The sequence below is a fragment of the Bartonella australis AUST/NH1 genome, assembly GCF_000341355.1.
GTDB classification, from domain to species: domain Bacteria; phylum Pseudomonadota; class Alphaproteobacteria; order Rhizobiales; family Rhizobiaceae; genus Bartonella; species Bartonella australis.
Genome location: NC_020300.1, coordinates 40,134 through 61,493, shown reverse-complemented (window position 1 = coordinate 61,493; position 21,360 = coordinate 40,134). Strand labels below are relative to the sequence as shown.

Below are 21,360 nucleotides of genomic sequence, written 5' to 3'. Positions count from 1 at the left end.
CTGAAATGTTAAACTGAATCACATAAAAGATAAAGTAAAATGCTGCAACTGCTTAAAAAACAGGAAAGACACTATTTGAAGCTTTAACGATCGGGCGACTATAAGGCTAAACACGCGCGTAATGAAACACTGGATAAACTACCCGCCCACCTATTCTTTTTTCGAGCCACATCTCAAAAAAAATAAGATTTTCAAAACAACATGGAATAGCAAAAATACAGAAAATCTTAGAAAAAACTTCCTATTTTTCGTATCAGTGAAAATTAATAGCTTGCAACATATGACCATTTTTCTTCAGCCAAGCTTGATAAGTTTTGCTGCTAGGACAAAGTTTTTCGCAAAGAGCCCAAAATTTTGGCCCATGATTCATCTCAATAAGGTGAGATATTTCATGCGCAATAACATATTCAATAATTTCTTTTGGCGCCATAACTAAGCGCCATGAAAAGGATAAACGCCCATCTGCCGAACACGACCCCCAAAGGCTTTTGGTATCTTTATAGCGGATTGATTTGACTTTGCACTCTACTTTACTGGCGTAATGTGCGGCCAGCGGTGTCATAATCATTTCAGCCTGTTTTTTTAAAACGTCAGCAACCCGTCTAGGCAAATATTCCGACCGGCTGTAAATAATAATTTGTGGTTCCTTTTTTGTATCACCAGCAACAATTTGAGCTATCCCCCGCCCTTCTTTACGCGTTATGATGTGCGCGACACCTAAAAAGGGAATTGCCGCTCCCTCTTCGAGAGAAAAATTCTTAAAGGAAGAAAATACGCAAGCGAAGCGCTCCTCGATCCAAGACCTGTGCCTATCAATGAAACTCTGAACTGCACAAGGGTCCACCGCTGGTGGCGTCGTCAAGCAAATGCGCTGCCCTCTCGCATCAATACGCAATGTAAAACGGCGCGCATATTTATGCTCCCGCACATGGAAAGGAACGACACAACCAGAAAGAACAAAATCCCGTTCATAAATGGCCACGTACCTTTTCATAATAAACGCGCCAGACTTCTATTCTGCACTAATCTGGTCGGTCAATGACGCCAACACTCTTTCAAGACATTCTAGATCCTGCGGGCGCGAAAATCGATGATTTGCGTCACGAACGAGCGTCAATGTTACATCATGCAAAGGTAAATAATCAAGCAAAGTTAATGTATGCTGATAAGGTACCTTTTCATCTTCCATCCCGTGCAAAATGTAAACTGGACACCCCACATCGATACACCCTTTCATAACACAGTTATCCCGCCCATCTTCAATGAGTGTTTTTGTGAACAATAATGGCTCCGTATCGTCAATTTTAGGCTGCTCGATATAGCCTTGTTCTTCCAAAATCTTCCATTCAACCTCGCCCAAAGCTGATTCCACCAAGGTTTGAGTAAAATCGGGAGCAGGTGCGACCAATACTAAACCAGCCAATGCCTTATTTTTCTTTGCTAACATCATAGCGAGCTTTATAGCAATCCATCCCCCCATAGAGGAACCAATCAAAATCTGAGGCCCTTCACAATAGGCTTCAAAAACCGCTAAACTTTCTTTTACCCAACGTGAAATCGTTCCTTGAAAAAAATCTCCTTGAGATTCTCCATGGCCAGAATAATCAAACCGTAAACAAGACAAATCATTTTTTCGAGCAAAAGCGTCAACCATTACCGCCTTATCGCCCAGCATATGAGATTGATAACCAGAAAGCCAAACTAAACCGGGTGAGCGATTACCTTTGCGGTAACGTACGGCAAGAGCCACATTTTTGAACGAAAAAAATTGACAAGGAATATCTTGGTCTATCATTATTTTCCTCCGTGACCTCTCTTTCTTGAGAGAAATTTATAAAAGAAAAACTACCATCCTCCAAGTTAAACCTTGAAGTGGTAAATCAAATAGTGAAAAATCATGAATTCTAGTTGTTTTTCTGCGCGTAATTGTATATTAAAGTATGCCGTGGATAAATTAAAATTAAGGAGCATGAGCTATTCGCCGACCATTTAAAATGACGTCTAATCAAAAAGACGGGCCACGTTCCAATCAGGATATCCGGGTCCCTTGCGTTCAGCTTATTAACGTCGAGGGACAGCATCAAGGTGTAGTTGCAACGCAGGAAGCGCTTGCTATGGCAGCGGATGTGGGGCTCGATTTAGTTGAAATCGTGCCGAATGCGGAGCCGCCTGTGTGCAAAATTATCGACTTAGGAAAGCTGAAATACCAAAATCAGAAAAAAGCAGCTGAAACGCGTAAAAAGCAGAAAATCATCGAAATTAAAGAAATTAAGATACGGCCGAATGTTGATATTCATGATTATGAAGTTAAGCTTAGGGCTGTTCGCCGCTTTATTGATAACGGTGATAAAGTGAAAGTGACCTTGCGTTTCCGTGGTCGTGAAATGGCGCACCAAGATCTTGGCATGAAGCTTCTTCAGCGTGTTAAAGAAGATACGAACGAAATTGCTAAAATAGAATCTGAGCCGAAACTTGAAGGCCGTCAGATGGTGATGGTGATAGTCCCTAAATAATCTCGCTTTGCAGCGTACCACATGTGGCTTTTTTGGATTAAGCGAAGGAAGGCGTGCTCCAGAATGCGGAGTGGGCGGCCGTTCGGGTGTTGTCTGATTTATAACCCCACGCCTAATCTATAAAATAAAGCTTATTTTCCTCAAACAAAGCTAAGCTCCTTCTATGAAAAACGCCTCACCCTTGCATAAATAATGATAGAAAATAGAAATAGCCCATGGTTAAAAAACAAGTATCTTCTTTTGATAAACGCCTTATCATACGCCTTTTACAAGAAAATTTCCGTAAACACGTATTCTTATATAGCGCAGCTATTTTTTCGATGATCATCATTTCTGGTACTACAGCGATCAGCGCGTGGGTTATGCGCGATGTTGTTAATTATGTTATTGATGGGCGCAATTTTAATATGGTCGTTTCCATTTCTGGCGCTATCGTCTTCGTTTTTATCCTCAAAGGAATTTCAACTTTTGCTCAGATTTATTTTCTGAGCAAAGCGGGCAATAGTATCGTCGCCGAACAACAGCGCAAAATCTACGCTCGCCTTATGGAACAGGGAGTTTCGTTTTACAACGATAATGCCTCATCTGATCTCCTCGTTCGTGTGACTCATAACGCAACAGCAGCTCGCAATGTCATTGATACCATTATCACAACCTTCGTACGTGATTTGCTCTCTGTTATTGGCCTTTTGCTTGTTATGCTCATTCAAAATTTTACATTAGCTGTCATTACCTTAACAATAGGCCCAATCGCTTTTTTAGGTGTTCGAATAGCGTTAAAACGCATCCGCGGCCTCACAGAAAAAGAGCTTCTTTCGCTCGGAGAAATTATTAAGGTTGTACAAGAAAGTGCTGCTGGTATCCGAGTAATCAAAGCCTTCTCATTGGAGAGATTGATGAAAAAGCGCATGGATAAAGCTATTCGGGATGTCGAAAAACAAGCAAATAGTATCGCAAGGCTCGAAGCTGCTACAAATCCGATTATGGAGACACTAGCCGGCATTGCTATCGCAGCGGTTATCTGTTTTTCTGGTTATCTTGCAAGCCAAGGAGCAAGTATTCACGGCGAATTAATGTCTTTTATTGTCGCTCTATTTTTGGCTTACGAACCTGCTAAAAGGCTAGCAAATCTGCGCGTTAAAATTGAGTCTGGTTTAGCGAGTACTCGTACTATGTTCGAAATACTTGATCATCCTCTTACTGTTGTAGAACATAAAGGGGCTAAGGACCTTGATAAAACGCGAAGTTCTATCCGCTTCGAGCACGTTTTTTTCGCCTATGCAGGTGATCAAATGGTGCTAAATGATCTCAATTTGGAGATAGAAGCGGGAAAAATGACAGCGTTAGTAGGGCCATCAGGTTCTGGAAAATCAACTATTATCAACCTCATTATGCGCCTTTATGACCCTACGCGGGGGCGCATATTGATTAACGATCAAGACATTCGCTATATTACATTCCGCTCCCTTCGGAATCTTATAGCTTACGTAGGGCAAGATACATTTTTATTTCAAGGAACCATTAAATATAATATCGGTCTTGGAAAAGAAGGGGCCAGTAACAGCGACATTATCGAAGCGGCGAAAGCAGCCAATGCTCATAATTTTATTATGAATTTGCCAGATGGCTACGACACACAAATAGGCGATAATGGGAATAATCTTTCAGGCGGGCAAAAGCAGCGTATCGCTATCGCTCGGGCTATGCTTCATGACAGTGAAATCTTAATTCTTGACGAAGCGACAAGCGCGTTAGATTCGCAAACCGAAATAGAAATCAATGAAGCTCTTTACCACCTTACTGCAGGACGCACTACTATCGTAATAGCCCACCGCCTTTCTACAATTGCGCAAGCTCATAAAATCGTTGTAATACAAAATGGGCAACTCATTGAACAAGGCACGCAATCGGAATTATTAGAAAAAAAGGGAGGCTTTTTTAAAAAATTGCATAATCTCCAATTCAAGAAGCAAGAGCTTTAAACATAAGCAAGTAGCTCCTAGAAGCTCCTAATATTCAATAGTCCTTTTCATAAAATATACCGAAACTGGAATTCTTTTCGTTCCCTATGGCGCCTTTAGCTTTAAGGTGACGTGAGATATCCAAATTAATTGTTCCTTTCGTTGTCCCATCCGATCCTGCTTCAAAGCCAAAGTAGATATTATCGCGGATATAACGTCCAACACGTAAACCCGTTTTGCCATTTTCATTAACGATGACGTCAAGATCATCGAGACCAATTTTACTCCGTAAAGCTTCCAACAAGGATGTATTAGTAGCACCTGCAAGTTCAGCTGCAGCCGCAACGAGCTGAGCAATTTGGAACGGCGATAATTCACTGAGAGAACGCTTAAAAATCAAGCGCGCTAGCACTTCGTCCTGCGGTAGAACGGGTTGTGAAGAAAAATTCACATCGAGATTATGAATAGTTCCACTTAACGTTACTGCGACGCTGATATCGCCACTGTTGCTGTTGGCAACAAAATAAACAGTAGGATTAAAATTACCGCTAAAACTTACTTGCCCTTGATCGAAATCGAGACGCTGTGAAAGAATGTCAAAACGTCCACGAATCATCTGAAGCTCACCAACTGGGCGCACATCGCGCCATGAACCAGTTAGGCTGATGCGCCCCCCTAATTCAGCATCTAAACCACGACCACGCACAAAAAACTTATTGTGCGCGTTAATGCGCATATTTAAGCGCAAGGCAGAGGGAGATTCCTCCGGCGTATCGTGAGTGCGGCTATAAATGTCAAAATAAGTACGCTCAAGCGTTTCCTCAATTGGTTTTGTTAAATGCTTATGTTTGACATCAAGTAATGTTGAGCCCTGAAAATGATCAGGAACAAAAATTTCAGCTTTTTCGACTGTAACATCACCGCCAATAATAATATCATGCAAAAAATGGCCAGTCACTGTCGCTGTTCCGGTTAATGTCGCAAAAATTGTGGATCCATCGTTATAATTGGCATGATCGAGATGAATTACCAAATCTGCTTGCAAATCGTCAGAAATACGGCCCGAAGCAGAAACGGCTCCCCCCCCAAATGAACGAGCGCTGGCGCGCTTTAAAATAATGTAGTCGCCATCCAACTTGCCCTCAAGCGTTATATTACTTAATCCTAAATTTGTTTGTGAATCGAAAAAACTGCCATTAATCACAGACAAAGATCCAATCAACTTAGGTTTAAGCAATATACCATCGAGAGTAGCATCAATTTTTGCTACCCCTGTTACCTGCGCACCACGCTCAGCTAAAAATGGATCAACAAACGTAAGGGGCATTGTACCTTTTATATTCAGCCCGATTTCCGGATTATTCAAAGAAATATGTCCATTTACAGAAAGATTCAGCTCTTTGGGGCCAGTTGCCGTCGCACGCTCAATATGAAACATCGATTTTTCGTAAAAACCGTTAACGTTCATATTCACCGGCACCGGCCCATTATGAGTTATGACCGTCATAGTTCGACCAAAAAGCTCAAAATGAGCAGACAAATCTTTCAATTTTCCACCAATATTGATTTTGCCCGCCATCGTGCCCCCTAAGGCCTGTCCTCGGATAAAACTATTGACCAATCGTGCGGGAAAATTTTGCAAATCGACGTTTATACCGATTTTATTTTCATCTAAAGTTATAGTTCCCTGTGTTTGTGCTTGTAGCTCTTCCCCCGTAAAATCTGCGTGCACAGATAAGATCTTGTCTACCATTTGACCTGTGGCGGAAAGTGCAAGGGGCGTTATATTTTTTTCTTGGAGAGCGGCCACTTTCAGTCCTTGACCTTTTACATCATAGACCACATTAGGTTTTTCAAGACTACCACGAATCATAATCTTTCCCGTCAAAGTGCCATCAGCGCCGAGATCAGATTTCCATAAATTTGCTAAAGCAAAAGGAGCAGCGCTCATTGTGAGATGCAAATCGAGAGAATCATGAATATTACCCATAAGAACAATTTTTCCCTCATTAACAGAAAGTCCTAATTCACTGATTGAGACTCCATCTTCGCCCACAATAATCGTAGCTGGCTTGAGTAATGTTCCACGAAAATTGGATTGCTTCACATCCATAGTTTCGAGCAGTATTTTCTGTTTCACACCTGCTGGTGATCCCATTGTAACCAAATGACCAGAAAACTGGGCATTTATATCATCATGCACCCTTGCTTGAACATCGAAGGATGTCCGCCCATCGTCACTATTGGCATGGGCATTGAGGTGATTGACCACCATCCACGGTGTCTGGATATGCTCTGCGTTAGCAAAGCCTTCGAATTGTACCGGACCAAAAAGATCGGATATGTCAGCTTGTATTGCTAATTTTTTGACTTCATTTTCTGCCAAGACCAGATGATCAATATGCGCTTTCAGATTGGCCTTTTGTCTACCATTTTGTTCCTCAAAGACAAAATCTCCCATCACTTTTCCGGTACCTTCCTGCAAAAATAACGCGGCGAGCGCTGAGATATCGTTAGCGTCGATATGCAAGGCACCTTTTACATAACCCCCAAGAGTTTGAGAAAAATCACCTATTACCTTTGCATCGCCTCCTTTAATATTGAGGCCCCGAATCTTCCACATCTGGTCGGAATTGTTGAAAGAAACAGATAACTGCAATGGTTTCTTGGCAAAAATCCCCTTGCCTTCTGCGGAACCAGTCACATAAGGAGAAACTGGCGATGTATTATTCAAGAGTGCATTGATATTGAGCACTGTATTCTGAAGTTTATTACCCACCAAAAACGCTTCAGCAATATGCAAGCGCGTGCTAATCATTATGACGTTATTGTGTCCTCGGGCGGCGCCTTGTATCGTGGCCGCGCCACTCATCCTCGAATCCAGCATAGCAAGATCGAACATTTGGGCGCGAAAATCCATCTTAACATTTTTATTCGAAAAACGGCCGTTAGCTTTTATATCGGTATGTTGATTTCTCAAATGCAAATGGCGTACAATCAAATTCTTCGTATTCTTGGCGGCGCCGCCTGAAAAAGTGAGGTTCCCTTTCAATAAATAATCGACAGTTTCTATACCTATTTTCGCGTTATCAGCGGTCCCCGACAATTCAAGATCAAAAATGCTGCCAACTAAACTAATCACTCCATTGGCTTTAAAATTTGCACCACCGGAAAGCGGCTGCCCACTTAACATACCAAGGAGTTTTAATTCTTTTGCGTTTAAACCAAGATCACCTTTAAAGACGAAATGATCTATTTTTCCTTTTAACCAAAGAGAAAAGTCTTGAGCCATAATACTAAAATCGCGAACCAATGTCGGTTTTCCAGAAGCAATATCTGTATCTAAATGCACATGAACCGTTTGGCCTAGGTCACCTGTTAATACATCTTTGGTACTCGTAATCCCCTGCAGAAGTCCATCGACCTGAATACCAACATGGCGAGAAGCTAAATTATCGAGATTTTCGCTACTCCCTCCCATATCAAAGACCGCATCGCTAATATGAACAGTTTCATTACCCAAATGATGTATAATAAGTTTCCCCTTCCAAGCTTGTTGTCCCTCGCGGCCGTAGTCAATATTTAAAGCAATGCTGCCCACACACGTTTTTTTTCCTAATAGGGGGAAACAAGCAGATTCATTTTCTTCATCAAAAATTGCTTTGCCATCAACGAATAAACGCCGCAAAAACCCATCGGCTGTCGTTTCTGCTTTAGCCACGACATTTATAGCCTTATCTTGAATAATTATATCATCAAGTCGCACTGCGCCTTCTTTCGTTATAATCCCTTCTATTTTTAATGCAGCATCTGATCCAAAGAGGCCGCGATATTGAGAAGGCACTAAAAGACCAACTGCACCCACTAACTTGGAAGAAAAATTGTAACCTTCTGAAGTACCTGCAAAGGCAACATCACCATCTAAAATAGGTCGACGATCGGCTTCCAAACGGAGCGTGATAAACAAATCATCAAAAGTGCCATCACCTTTAACGGCGAGATTGACCGCAGGATATTTTTTGACACCCAGAATATGGGCTAAAATGCCGTTTTCTGGTTCATCAGTAGCAATATTAATTTTAGCTGTGCGCTTGTCGTTGGATATTTTTGTTAAAAACGAAAAACGACCCGGTGCATCTAGGCGATGAGCCGCTATATCAGCGTCAAATTTATCACTGGCTAGAATCACGTGCCCTTTCAGAGACAGATCAGCAGGAAGACCAAAAAGGTCATCTTTAAAGGCCACATGCTCAACCGTAAGCGCGTTAACGGAAATAGCTACAGGCAATTTGGGCACGGAAAACTGACCAGCCTCGAAAGAAAAACCGGAGGAAGAACTCCGCGGTTTACGTGAAAACGTAACGTGCTCTATCAAAAGCTCATCAATTTCAATACGCCCTTTTAGCAACGCTAACCGGCTCCAATCTATCTTAGCACCCGTAATTTCGAGCCAGATGCCTTCATTATCACTTACAGTAATAGAGCCAATTGACGCTCGAGAAGACATCATTCCTCGTACATTATGCAAACGAATTTGGCGATTGGGTGCTGAAAGTTTGCGTTCTATGAAAGAGACAAGCAATGAATGACCACCTACTGTCGCTTCGCTAGAACTAGAAAATAAATTATCTCTCAGCGCAAAAACAAAAAAACCAACTATGAAAAGAAGGGATAATCCAAGCAAGAAAATACTTAAACGCACTATTTTTTTCATCAAAATGCTTGCCCTATACCTACATAAAAACCAACATTAGGGTCACCTCTTTCCCGCTGAAGAGGAAACGCTAAATCAAACCGTAAGGGCCCGATATCTGTCATATAACGCCCCCCAATACCTGCTCCCCATTTTATTTTTTGTGAAAAATCAAAAAACGCTTTTTCTCCTACAAGCCCCCCATCAATAAAACTGACAAGACCTATTTTATCACTTACAGCAAAACGTAATTCAGCTGAACCTTCAACTAACGCGCGCCCTCCGATGACAGTATCGTTTTTCGTTTTGATTCCAATATTGCGGTAAGCATAACCGCGGACAGACCCGCCGCCGCCAGCAAAAAAAAGTGCACTTGACGGCAATCGCAGTGTATCACTACCAATAATCGTACCGAGCTTCGCTCGTGTTGCAAAAATCAAATGATCCCGCGCATCAAGCGCTAAATAAGAACGGCCTTCTATCGTCATTTTTGTCGCAAAATTATGCAGACGCATTTCGTACAGTGGTTCAAAAATCGCTTCACCATACAGACCTTTTGTAGCATTAGGCTGATCATCACGGCTGTCGTAAATTATACCGCTTCGTACCCCAATAGTCGTAAAATTACGACCTCCGAAATAATTATCACGCGAATAACCGTTAGAAAGTGCCACAACAATCCGCCCTGATAAATTATCATTGAAAAGGTGTGTGATACCCCACTTTCCTTTGACAGCCGTTGTAGTGTAATTATTTAAGATATCTCGTTGTACTTTCAGCTCCGCTCTAAAATCAGTGTCGGGGGTGATTATACCGGGTTTGGTGAATTCTGCTCCAAAACGATAATTAAAATTACTTGGATTATAAGACTTTGTTCGGCTATTGCCGATACCGCTCATTTTTGTCTCAATTTTCAAACGTTCTGCACGACCAAAAAGATTTCTATGCATCCAGTAAGCTTCGAGACCCGCACCATCTAGTGTTGAATAACTGCCACCAACACCGAAACGTTGCGGCTTACGTTCCTCTAAAATGAGCGTAAATGGTAAACGACCATCAGAACTAATTTCATCCGCCTCGCGCAAATTTGCGGAGCGGAAAACACCGAGTCGGACGAGCCGCTCATTGGCCTTCGCCAGCTCGTTAATATTATATTTTTGGCCAGCCTTCAACCCTGTCATCCATGCAACATAGGCCGAATCCGCGCGCGGCTGTTCACTCACATTACGCACATTTAAAGAACCGTAATAAGCTTCTCGCCCGGGATCAATCACAATCTGTACATCAACGAGACGCTTAGCATGATCAGCGACAACATCACGACTGACTACGCTGGCTTTAGCATAACCTTTTTGGTTCCACCCCTTAATTGCCTGCTGTTCTGTTTTGAGAATCGTTTCAGATTTTGCGATGGCACCGGCTTCAAAGCCTAAATCTTCGACGGAAAGCATTTTGTCTGTTTGATATTTTGCACACTGAGTAACTGTATTAACACGCGCAGAACGAAAAATATACTGCGGGCCGGCATCGATTGTAATAATAATCCTAGACCGGTCTGGCAATTGAATCACAGGGCTTAAATTAGCAACTTCTGCACCATTAATTTTAATACTAATAACACCGCCGTAACGTCCATCTGCGTAAAGTGCGAAGAGGATTGCCTTATAATCTGAGCGAGCTTTAGCCAACAATCCAGAAGAACTAAGCACTGCCTTATTTTTGTCAGCAATAAGAGAAGACACAGCCTTAACTATTTTTACGCCCGCTGATGGTGCACCTGGCGGTGTAACAATATCAACTTCATAGAATTTCTCCGCACTATTAGTATCGCGTGGAGGAAAATTTGTCTTTTTTTTACCGAAAAGATGAATACCGAAAAGTTCAAAAGCCGCGAGCGGCTGCGGAAAAGCGAAAATTAAACACACGCCCACAAACACGCTACGAACAAGCCCAAATTTCCATTTCGCTCGATACGACATCGGCCCAGATACTCTCAATAAATATTTTCACCACTTCATCTATAAATAACGTCAACGTAGCAAAAAAAAGAAAAACACTCACTTTTAGATTCTTCGCGTGTTTCTTTATATTGCATAACATTTGTACTTAAGATGCGTGACGTCACGTTTTTCCTACGCTCGCAGAATTCTGGACCGCTAAGGAACAAAATAGTCTTATTTCCTTTTTTTAACATAGCCAATCTGGCTCATTTTAAATATTTTATCTGATCGTATATCGTCATGGTTAAATTTGTACAAATCGCTCTTTATAATCACGCCGCAAAGCTCTTTACGTAGATTTCTTTATCAAAAAACTGTACAGACATTTCTTGATTTTTATGTACAGATATGATTGTTTCTGCGCAGTAAAAAGGGGGGGACAAATCAATGGTCGCGCGTGTCACGACGGTTGCTTTTCGCGGTTTAGAGGCGGTCCCTGTTGATGTGCAGGTTATGATCACCTCTGGCAAAATAGGGATGGCCATCGTCGGATTAGCAGATAAAGCCATTGCGGAAAGCCGCGAACGCGTGCAAGCAGCCCTCCGTGCTTGTGGGCTTTCTATGCCTAATAAACGGGTTACCGTCAATCTTGCGCCAGCTGATTTGCCTAAAGAAGGGTCGCATTATGATCTGCCAATTGCCATAGGCTTAATGCTCGCTATGGAACTCCTTCCCCCCGAAGTGGTGCAAAATTACATCATTTTGGGTGAATTATCATTAGATGGATCTATTGCTGCTGTTAATGGCGTTTTACCAACTGCAATGACAGCTTCATCGTTAAACAAAGGATTGATCTGTCCCTATCAGTGCGGTCCTGAAGCTGCATGGGCAAATGCAGAGATGGATATCGTCGCACCTGATACTCTTCTCACTATAATCAATCATTTTAAAGGAATTCAGATTCAAAAACGGCCGCAACCACGCCAATACACGGTCCAAACTGGACTACCTGATCTTTCCGAAATTAAAGGACAAAAAACCGCTAAACGTGCCTTAGAAGTTTGTGCAGCTGGGCGGCATAACCTCCTATTTGTGGGTCCCCCCGGCGCAGGTAAATCTATGCTAGCCCAATGCTTACCTTCCATTTTACCGCTCCTCGATAGCCGTGAACTTTTAGACGTTTCTTTAATTGCCTCTATCGTAGGAGCGACAACGCATAACGCTCTTTCACTCCACTGTCCCTTTCGTTCCCCCCATCATTCTGCTTCTATGGCCGCAATGATCGGCGGCGGCCTCAAAGGGCGGCCAGGAGAAGTATCTCTCGCCCACAACGGCGTTTTATTTCTTGATGAATTGCCTGAATTTTCCCCGCAAGTCCTCGACTCTCTTCGCCAACCTCTAGAAAGCGGGGAATGTGTCATTGCCCGCGCTAATCATCATATCACCTATCCTGCTCGTATCCAACTCATTGCGGCGATGAATCCTTGCCGATGCGGCATGGCAGGTGAAAAAGGCCATGTTTGCGCCAAAGGAACGCGCTGTCAAACTGATTATCAAGCTCGTATTTCCGGCCCTTTACTCGATAGAATTGATTTACGCATTGATGTCCCTGCTTTAACGGCCATGGACCTTATGCAACCAGAGCAGTCAGAGAAAAGCTGTAATGTAGCAAAACGCGTTGCGCAAGCCCGCGCTATTCAAACTAAACGTTTTACCACATTGAGTCTCCCCCATATCCGCACTAATGGTGATTGCCCGGCCAAGATTATTGAGAAAATTGCTGTTCCTGATAAAAATGCTATGGCCTTACTGAAGGATGTTAGCGAAAAAATGCACCTTTCTGCGCGTGCTTATCACCGTATCCTTAAAGTTGCCCGTACCATCGCTGATCTCGATGCAGAAACTCATCTTTCGCGTCATCATCTTGCAGAAGCCATCTCCTATCGATTGGGAAATGATAGGTTAGCAGCAATCATCTAAGGGAATTATTCATCAGTAAAAACTGATCGGAAAGTAACGCAAATAGAGCTCTGTAAGTTTGCCATCACGCTCTAAAGATCGCAAAGCATAATTCATCATGTCAACTAATTTTGCATTCTTTTTTGCAACGGCAATCTGCATTCCACTTCCTAACAATTGTGGAGCCATATAAGCGCCCCCAATAAAATGGCAGCAACCTGCCGATTGTGAATCATTTAACCATAGAGATAAAGCTAGCCCATCGTCGAAAATAAGATCAATTTCGCGATTCTGTAACGCTTTATAAAGCGCCGCTCTGTCACTAAATCCTTGCCATTTGGCTTTAGGGAAATAATTACGAAATAATTTTTCGTGCGCACTTTTGGTCAAAAATCCACTCTTTAGACGTATAATTTTGTCATTTATTGATTCATCAAAATCAAAAAATTGATGAGCAACAAATCGAGCAGGAAAACGCAAATAAGTTTGTGTAAAAATGAGATCTTGAGACGTTTCTTTTGTTTCTTTTAAACCAGCAATAATTGCTTCTGCTCCCCCGTTTTTAACGTGATCTATTAATTCTTCCCAAGGAATAACTTCCACCTCACACACTCTTTCGAGGTTCAATTTTACACAAATAGCACGCAGTAAATCGATATTATAACCTGCAACGCGTCCTGTTTCGTCAAGGAAATTAAAAGGAGGAAAATCAAAGGTCGTCACAAAGCGTAAGCGAGTTACGCCCGTTATGTCCGGTTGCACCAAATTTTCACGCGCGTTAAAAAAAAGGGGTAATATCCCCGACATTTTAGCTTGTGCAAAAGATGACAAAAAAAACACCGACGCCATAAATAAAATTCCACTAAGAGTACTGGCTATACTCACGGATTTATTCGTCTTCAAGCTCTTTGCTCCTTGATTTTCAAAGCTAAAAGGTCGCCCCTTTTTTCCTTAAAAAGATTTAACGCATTTAACCAAACTATCAGGAAAATTTAATAAGCTAAAATGCTTAATATCCCTCAAAATGGACAAAAACTTCAAAATTTCCATACTATTTTCGCGGCATATCTGTAATATAGCGCAAACTTTGTTAAAGATTTCCTCAAACAAAAATACAAAGGACAATATTTTTAGGTGTAGACATAAAACATTTAGGGTCCTTTCTCTGCGATCAGCCTTATCTCAATTCTATCCGCAATTATCCTCTTGTTTTTATTCTATAATGGAAAACTAAAACTTATTTTGTGGGTGTCTGTACCTTTGGAATGTCTCAACGCAGAATTGACAAACTCCATGCCGCACACATACACAAAACGCGACGCCTGCCATATATCGACAGATATTGAATATCAATTTGATATACGTTAAACGTCTAGTATGGTTATTCTACAAATAACTCATTAGAACGTTGAGCACAAAAAAAGCTAATAGAATGTCGTAATTAAATTACAGAAATGGATTGACTTATGAGTGATGAAACAACCTCGTCGACGTATGGTGACTACGGTGCCTCTTCCATCAAAGTCCTCAAAGGTCTTGACGCTGTGCGTAAACGTCCGGGCATGTATATTGGCGATACCGACGATGGTTCAGGCTTACACCACATGGTTTATGAGGTTGTAGACAACGCTATTGACGAAGCTTTGGCTGGTCATGCCACTTTCATAAATGTTACACTCCATGGCGACGGGTCCTGTTCTGTTTGTGATAATGGGCGTGGAATTCCGACCGACATCCATCCAACAGAAGGCGTTTCAGCGGCTGAAGTCATCATGACGCAGCTTCATGCTGGTGGAAAGTTTGATCAAAATTCTTATAAAGTTTCAGGTGGGTTACACGGTGTCGGTGTCTCTGTTGTCAATGCGTTGTCAGTTTGGTTACGGCTCCGAATCAGGCGCAATGGTAAAATACACGAAATGTCCTTCACCCATGGAGTTGCAGATTCCCCCCTCAAAATTGTCGGTGATTGTGACACAGAAAGTGGAACAGAAATTAGCTTTTTACCAAGCCCTGAAACATTTACTATGGTTCAATTTGATTTTGAAACTTTGGAACGCCGTTTACGAGAATTAGCCTTTTTAAATTCGGGTATACATATTCTCCTCGTTGATAAACGCCATGCCGACGTTCAATCAATAAAACTGCATTACGAAGGTGGGCTCATCGAATTTATAAAATATATTGACAAGACAAAAAAAGCACTCATCGGTAACCCTATTTATATTTCAAACGAAAAGGAGGGGATAAGCGTAGATGTTGCCTTGTGGTGGAACGATTCTTATCATGAAAAAGTATTATGTTTTACCAATAACATTCCTCAGCGCGATGGTGGGGCTCATTTAGCTGGTTTTCGCAGCGCATTAACACGCCAAATCAATGGTTATGCCGAATCCTCAGGTATCGCAAAAAAAGAAAAGGTTAACTTAACCGGTGATGATTGCCGAGAAGGGTTGACTGCTGTCCTTTCAGTTAAAGTTCCCGACCCCAAATTTTCCTCTCAGACGAAAGATAAGTTAGTTTCTTCTGAAGTGCGCCCTGTCGTTGAAAATTTGGTAAATGAAGGACTTTCAGCGTGGCTGGAAGAACACCCCAGTGAAGCAAAAATTATCATCAGTAAAGTGATAGAAGCTGCTACAGCGCGTGAAGCAGCGCGCAAAGCGCGCGAACTCACACGACGAAAAGGGGCTCTTGATATCACTTCGTTACCAGGTAAGCTCGCTGATTGTCAGGAACGCGATCCTACAAAATCGGAAATCTTTATTGTCGAGGGAGATTCAGCTGGAGGCTCAGCTAAAAGCGGGCGTTCGCGCCAAAATCAAGCAATTTTGCCCTTACGTGGTAAAATTCTTAATGTCGAACGAGCACGTTTTGATCGAATGCTCTCGTCTGAAATGATTGGAACCCTTATCACCGCTCTTGGCACTTCCATCGGAAAAGACGAATTCTCACCTGACAAATTGCGTTATCATAAAATCATCATTATGACAGACGCAGATGTCGATGGCGCGCATATTCGTACCCTTCTTCTTACTTTCTTTTTTAGACAAATGCCCGAATTGATCGAGCGCGGCCATCTTTATATCGCTCAACCACCCCTTTATAAAGTGTCACGCGGTAAATCTTCTCAATACATCAAAAATGAAGTAGCGTTCGAGGAATTTTTGATTGATACCGGTTTAGAAGAAACAACGTTGGAATTGTCAACAGGTGAGGTTCGCGCCGGCGCCGATTTGCGCCAACTTATAGAAAATGCCCGCGTATTACGCCAACTTTTAAACGGTCTTCATACACGCTATGACCGTACTGTCGTTGAGCAAGCAGCGATTGCCGGTATTTTTAGTTCTGAAGCCTTTGCGACACCGCAAAAAACTCAAACAACGATAGATAAAGTAATACATCGCCTTGACTTAGTTGCCGATGACATGGAACGCGGTTGGAGTGGTCATAGCACAGCAGATGGAGGATTATGTTTTGAGCGCGTTTTACGTGGAGTTAAAGATGTTATTACCCTTGATATGGGGCTTATAAATTCGTCAGATGCACGTCAAATTGACCGAATTTCCCAAAATCTCGCAGAAATATATGATCCGCCGCCGCTTCTACGCTGTAAAGATAAGTCAGAGAGAATTTTTGGGCCGGTTAGCCTATTAGAGAGCATTTTTACGAATGGTAAAAAAGGCATAAATCTACAGCGTTATAAAGGTCTTGGGGAAATGAATGCTGGACAACTTTGGGAAACAACTCTTGATCCTGACGCACGCTCTCTTTTACAAGTTAAAATCAATGATGCAACAGACGCAGATTCACTTTTTTCCCGTTTAATGGGCGATGAGGTTGAACCACGTCGAGCTTTTATTCAAGATAATGCCTTAAGCGTTTCTAACCTTGATATTTAAAAACATTCTTTATGTTCTAAGCTGTATAAACGCCGTTGTTTTGCACGTTATTTTTCCGTATTTGGGTATTTTCTCTGCACCTCACTTGCGGTAAAAAAATAAGAAAGGTCATATATACATGACAGCTGAAACAGAACGCGTGGGAGTTAAAGGGGGCATGGAGCATTCCTTTGGCTTCAAAAAAATTAACGAAGCACAGAAGCAGTCCATGGTTGATGGCGTGTTTCATTCTGTCGCTGAAAACTACGACAAAATGAATGATATTTTGTCTTTTGGACTGCACCGTGTATGGAAAAATTCCATGGTTGCGTGGCTATCTCCGCCGGCTATTTCTAGCTGGAAGGTTCTTGATGTAGCCGGCGGCACCGGCGACATCGCTTTTCGAATTCTTAATGCATCACGCAGACAAACCCATGCTACAGTGCTGGATATAAACGGCTCGATGCTTGATATTGGAAAAAAACGTGCACAAAAAAATGGCCTAGCCCCTTTTATTGACTTTGTTGAAGCCAACGCAGAATACCTACCCTTCGGAGATCAAACTTTTGATGCTTACACGATTGCCTTTGGAATCCGCAATGTGCCACATATTGATAAAGCTCTTACTGAAGCTTTTCGCGTCCTAAAACCAGGCGGACGTTTTTTATGTTTAGAATTTTCAAATGTTGAAATGCCCTTGCTCGACAAAATATACGATCTTTGGTCCTTTCGTGCTATTCCCCGCCTTGGCCAATTAATTGCAGAAGATAGCGATGCATATCTTTATTTAGTTGAATCTATTCGCAAATTTCCTAAACAAGATGATTTTTCCCATATGATCAGTGAAGCAGGTTTTACACGGGTGTCATATCGCAATCTCACAGGCGCTATCGCAGCGTTGCATTCAGGTTGGAAAATTTAAAAAATGGCCCAAATTTCCTCTTATTTTCAACTTATGCGTGCAACATGGATTCTAGCACGTGAAGGAGTTTTAAGTGCCCTTCCTAGCGATAATCTTCAAGGATTCTCAGCGACATGTCACCGCATAGCGGTCCTTTTAGCGCGGCGCAAAACAAAAAATAAACATCGATACGAAAATATGTGTCACGCCATCAACAAGCTTGGCCCTTCCTACGTCAAGCTCGGCCAGTTTCTCGCTACCCGCCCTGATATTATAGGACGCGATATTGCAGAAGATCTGGCGCAACTGCAAGATCGTGTCCAAACATTTCCGCTCGCTTCTGCCATTGCTCAAATTGAGAATTCACTTGGTCGTCCTATCAACGATTTATTTACAAATTTTTATCCACCCATCGCTGCCGCTTCTGTAGCCCAAGTTCATGTAGCTGAGCACTATGACAAAAAAGGTTATAAAAAAAAATGCGCCGTTAAAGTTATTCGCCCCGACATAAGAACTCGTTTTAACAAAGATCTTAAAGGCTTTTATCTTATTGCCCACTTACAAGAACGTTATATACCTGCCTCTCGGCGCCTACGTCCTGTTTGTGTCGTTGACACTTTAGCACAAATTACAAGGACTGAAATGGATTTACGTTTAGAGGCGGCCGCTATATCGGAAATGGCCGAAAATACTCAACATGACGCAGGCTTCCGGGTACCTAAAGTTGACTGGGAGCGGACAGGGCGCAATGTTTTAACGATGGAGTGGATCGACGGCATAAAAATGTCCGACATTTCTGCGCTTAAAGAAGCTGGCTTTGATTTAAAAGCTTTAGCAGCTACGCTTATTCAATCTTTTCTCCGTCACACCCTGCGTGATGGTTTTTTTCACGCCGATATGCACCCTGGAAACTTATTCGTGGACCCACAAGGATGCATTGTTGCAGTTGATTTAGGGATCACTGGACGGCTCGGCAAAAAAGAGAAGCATTTCCTGGCTGAAATTCTTTACGGCTTTATCACCCGCGATTATTATCGGGTAGCGTACGCCCATTTTGAAGCAGGCTATGTGCCACAACATCACAATATTGAGAGCTTTGCTCAAGCTAACCGGGCTATTGGTGAACCTATTCACGGACAATCAGCGCAAAGTATTTCCATGGCAAAGTTGCTTACACTTTTGTTTGAAGTCACTGAATTATTTGATATGCAAACTCGTCCTGAACTTTTGTTGCTCCAAAAAACTATGGTCGTTGTAGAAGGCGTAGCCCGCACGTTAGACCCAAATTTCAATATGTGGAAAACTTCTGAACCAATCGTTAAAGAATGGATTAGCAAAAATTTGGGACCTGCGGAACTCATAAAGGACTTTAGCGAAGGAGCGGAAGCTTTGCTTTTGTTAGCGCGCCGAACGCCGCAATTGCTACAAAATTTCCAGCGCATAGAAGAAGGTCTCAGCCAAATGACAAAAACGGGGCTTTCTCTTTCTCCCCTCACACTTAAGCAACTTGCCTTTGAACAAAGCCGCTCCAACCGCTATAGCCGGTATAGCTTATTCATTATTGCCCTTTGTCTCATTTTTTTAACTTTTTTCCTTTTTCACCTTTTCTGATTTATGCAATATGCTAAAGAAAATGCAATCACTGAAATCTTTTACGCCTCGGGGTAATCTTTATGGCTAGTATTACTATCCGCAATCTTTCAGCTGAAGCCGAAGAATTTTTGCGCGTACGTGCGGCAAAAAACGGTATTTCTACAGAAGAAGAAGCCCGTCGCTTGTTAAGCAATTCCAGCACCTTGTTTACACCGCCGTTTCAGGCAAGTACTCCCGAAATGCAATTACTAAAATCAAAATCTATTCTTCTCATTATCGGTGGTGGTATTGCAGCTTATAAAACACTTGATTTGATTCGCCGCTTACAAGAACGTGGGGCACAACTAAACATTATCATGACGGAAGCAGCTCAAAAATTTATTACCCCTTTAGCAGCTGAAGCCTTGAGCGGTAGAACTGTGTATAGTGATTTATTTTCGCGGGCAGAAGAGCACGATATTAGCCATATCCGGCTGTCCCGCAGTGCTGATTTAATCATTTTGGCACCAGCTACAGCCAGTCGTATTGCAAAAATGGCTACTGGGATAGGAGATGACCTGGCCGATTGCGTGCTTTTAGCAGCACGTTGCCCACTTTTGATTGCACCGGCTATGAATCCCGCTATGTGGACGCATCCTACAACTGTTCGTAATATTTCAAAATTACGCGAAGACGGAGTTCACATAATAGGACCGGAAATCGGCGAAATGGCCGAAGAAAATGAAACGGGCTGTGGGCGCATGAGTGAGCCCCTAACTATTGTAGCTTCAGTAGAAACTCTTTTGAGTACGCAAAAAAAGCCACTTTCTGGCCGCCATTTCATCGTTACGTCTGGCCCTACTCACGAACCAATTGATCCTGTACGTTATCTTGCTAATCGCTCATCAGGTAAACAAGGCCACGCAATTGCAACAGCTTTAGCCAATTTAGGGGCAACAGTAACGCTTATTTGTGGACCGGTTGATCTGGCTGATCCACAAAACGTGAAAACTGTTCATGTTGAAACGGCTCATCAGATGTTACGAGCTGTTCAAGCAGCGTTGCCAGCTGACGGAGCTATTTTTGTTGCTGCTGTTTGCGACTGGCGCAGCCAAACACAATCTTCAAAAAAAATCAAAAAGCAAGCTAATAAAACGCCAATGTCTCTGCGTATGGTTGAAAATCCTGATATTCTGGAAACAATCGGTCACGCCCCAAACCGGCCGGCTCTTGTGATTGGCTTTGCTGCTGAAACTCACGATATTATTACCAATGCACAAAGAAAATGCGTCAAAAAAGGTGCAGATTTCATTCTTGCTAATGATGTCTCCCCCCGTGCCGATGGTACAAGTACTATGGACGCAGACACAAATAAAATTTTTCTCGTCAGCAGAGAAAATGTCGAACAATGGCCTCACATGACAAAACAGCAGGCGGCTGAAAAATTAACCGATATCATTATATCGTTTTTTCACTCTTCTTCTCTGACTAATCAAAATTAACAAAGAGCCCATTGCCCTGAGCAAAAAAGCTCCGGGGGTACCCCATCTTGCAGAAAAATGCGACCTATATATTAAAGGTCGGCCAAATTTCGTAAATTTAAGAGAGAATATCTATATCCGCTGGCCAGAGCTGGCTGAACGATGGAGTTTGTACAAAAAAAATCTAAATATGCACCCTTTTCCCAAAATTGGACGGGCATAGCTGCAGAGAAAACCGATAAGCGCTATTTCCTAAAATACAAACGACATCAACCATTTACTTTACCGGACATAACATCAGTGATGGTTTTTCTTGGACAAGAATTATCATTATAAAATCCTTTTTAGCATGCCTTCCATGAATTAATGAGTGTGTGTCATAAACAAAAATGTTTGAAACCGTTTTCAAAGGAGGATCTTTTCCCTTTTCCAAATCATAAAGGGAAGAAATTTATTGACTTCAAT

General features: G+C 42.3%; 12 protein-coding genes. 7 read left to right on the top strand and 5 right to left on the bottom strand.

The window, feature by feature from the left end:
* Nucleotides 1–253 precede the first annotated feature (253 nt).
* Both BANH1_RS00230 and BANH1_RS00225 read right to left on the bottom strand, forming a co-directional pair.
* Nucleotides 254–994: a M48 family metallopeptidase gene (locus tag BANH1_RS00230; RefSeq protein WP_015397446.1), complete on the bottom strand. Its 741-nt coding sequence runs from the start codon at nucleotides 992–994 to the stop codon at nucleotides 254–256.
* 18 nt (nucleotides 995–1,012) lie between these two features.
* Entirely contained in the window at nucleotides 1,013–1,792 is a 780-nt protein-coding gene (locus tag BANH1_RS00225) for an alpha/beta hydrolase (RefSeq protein WP_041583139.1), read from the bottom strand.
* A 202-nt stretch (nucleotides 1,793–1,994) separates the two neighbouring features.
* Here BANH1_RS00225 and infC point away from each other — a divergent pair, with 202 nt between their 5' ends.
* Complete coding sequence (infC, locus tag BANH1_RS00220) at nucleotides 1,995–2,513, top strand: translation initiation factor IF-3 (protein ID WP_015397444.1); 519 nt, start codon at nucleotides 1,995–1,997, stop codon at nucleotides 2,511–2,513.
* A 215-nt stretch (nucleotides 2,514–2,728) separates the two neighbouring features.
* Entirely contained in the window at nucleotides 2,729–4,495 is a 1,767-nt protein-coding gene (locus BANH1_RS00215; RefSeq protein ID WP_015397443.1) for an ABC transporter ATP-binding protein, read from the top strand.
* 34 nt (nucleotides 4,496–4,529) lie between these two features.
* On the opposite strand, the gene BANH1_RS00210 is transcribed toward BANH1_RS00215, so the two are convergent.
* A complete protein-coding gene (locus BANH1_RS00210; protein WP_015397442.1) occupies nucleotides 4,530–9,188 on the bottom strand; it encodes a translocation/assembly module TamB domain-containing protein in 4,659 nt (1,552 codons plus the stop codon).
* Nucleotides 9,188–11,146 (bottom strand): autotransporter assembly complex protein TamA, encoded by a 1,959-nt coding sequence (locus tag BANH1_RS00205; protein ID WP_015397441.1) that lies wholly within the window; start codon nucleotides 11,144–11,146, stop codon nucleotides 9,188–9,190. The genes BANH1_RS00210 and BANH1_RS00205 overlap by 1 nt, the downstream gene beginning before the upstream one ends.
* A gap of 408 nt (nucleotides 11,147–11,554) precedes the next feature.
* On the opposite strand from BANH1_RS00205, the gene BANH1_RS00195 reads away from it, so the two are divergent.
* Entirely contained in the window at nucleotides 11,555–13,087 is a 1,533-nt protein-coding gene (locus tag BANH1_RS00195) for a YifB family Mg chelatase-like AAA ATPase (RefSeq protein WP_015397440.1), read from the top strand.
* A 12-nt stretch (nucleotides 13,088–13,099) separates the two neighbouring features.
* Here the strand turns inward: BANH1_RS00195 and BANH1_RS00190 are convergent, their stop codons facing one another.
* Nucleotides 13,100–13,915, bottom strand: a complete 816-nt coding sequence (locus BANH1_RS00190; RefSeq protein ID WP_015397439.1) for a transporter substrate-binding domain-containing protein — start codon at nucleotides 13,913–13,915, stop codon at nucleotides 13,100–13,102.
* A gap of 617 nt (nucleotides 13,916–14,532) precedes the next feature.
* Between BANH1_RS00190 and gyrB the strand changes: the two genes are divergently transcribed.
* The 4 genes from gyrB (at nucleotide 14,533) to coaBC (ending at nucleotide 20,916) form a co-directional block, all read left to right on the top strand.
* Nucleotides 14,533–16,962 carry a DNA topoisomerase (ATP-hydrolyzing) subunit B gene (gene gyrB, locus BANH1_RS00185; protein ID WP_015397438.1) on the top strand — a complete coding sequence of 810 codons (2,430 nt, stop codon included), beginning with the start codon at nucleotides 14,533–14,535 and terminating at the stop codon, nucleotides 16,960–16,962.
* Between the two features lie 118 nt (nucleotides 16,963–17,080).
* Nucleotides 17,081–17,863: a bifunctional demethylmenaquinone methyltransferase/2-methoxy-6-polyprenyl-1,4-benzoquinol methylase UbiE gene (gene ubiE, locus BANH1_RS00180; protein ID WP_015397437.1), complete on the top strand. Its 783-nt coding sequence runs from the start codon at nucleotides 17,081–17,083 to the stop codon at nucleotides 17,861–17,863.
* A 3-nt stretch (nucleotides 17,864–17,866) separates the two neighbouring features.
* Complete coding sequence (gene ubiB, locus BANH1_RS00175) at nucleotides 17,867–19,453, top strand: 2-polyprenylphenol 6-hydroxylase (protein ID WP_015397436.1); 1,587 nt, start codon at nucleotides 17,867–17,869, stop codon at nucleotides 19,451–19,453.
* A gap of 62 nt (nucleotides 19,454–19,515) precedes the next feature.
* Nucleotides 19,516–20,916 (top strand): bifunctional phosphopantothenoylcysteine decarboxylase/phosphopantothenate--cysteine ligase CoaBC, encoded by a 1,401-nt coding sequence (coaBC, locus tag BANH1_RS00170; protein WP_015397435.1) that lies wholly within the window; start codon nucleotides 19,516–19,518, stop codon nucleotides 20,914–20,916.
* Nucleotides 20,917–21,360 lie beyond the last annotated feature (444 nt).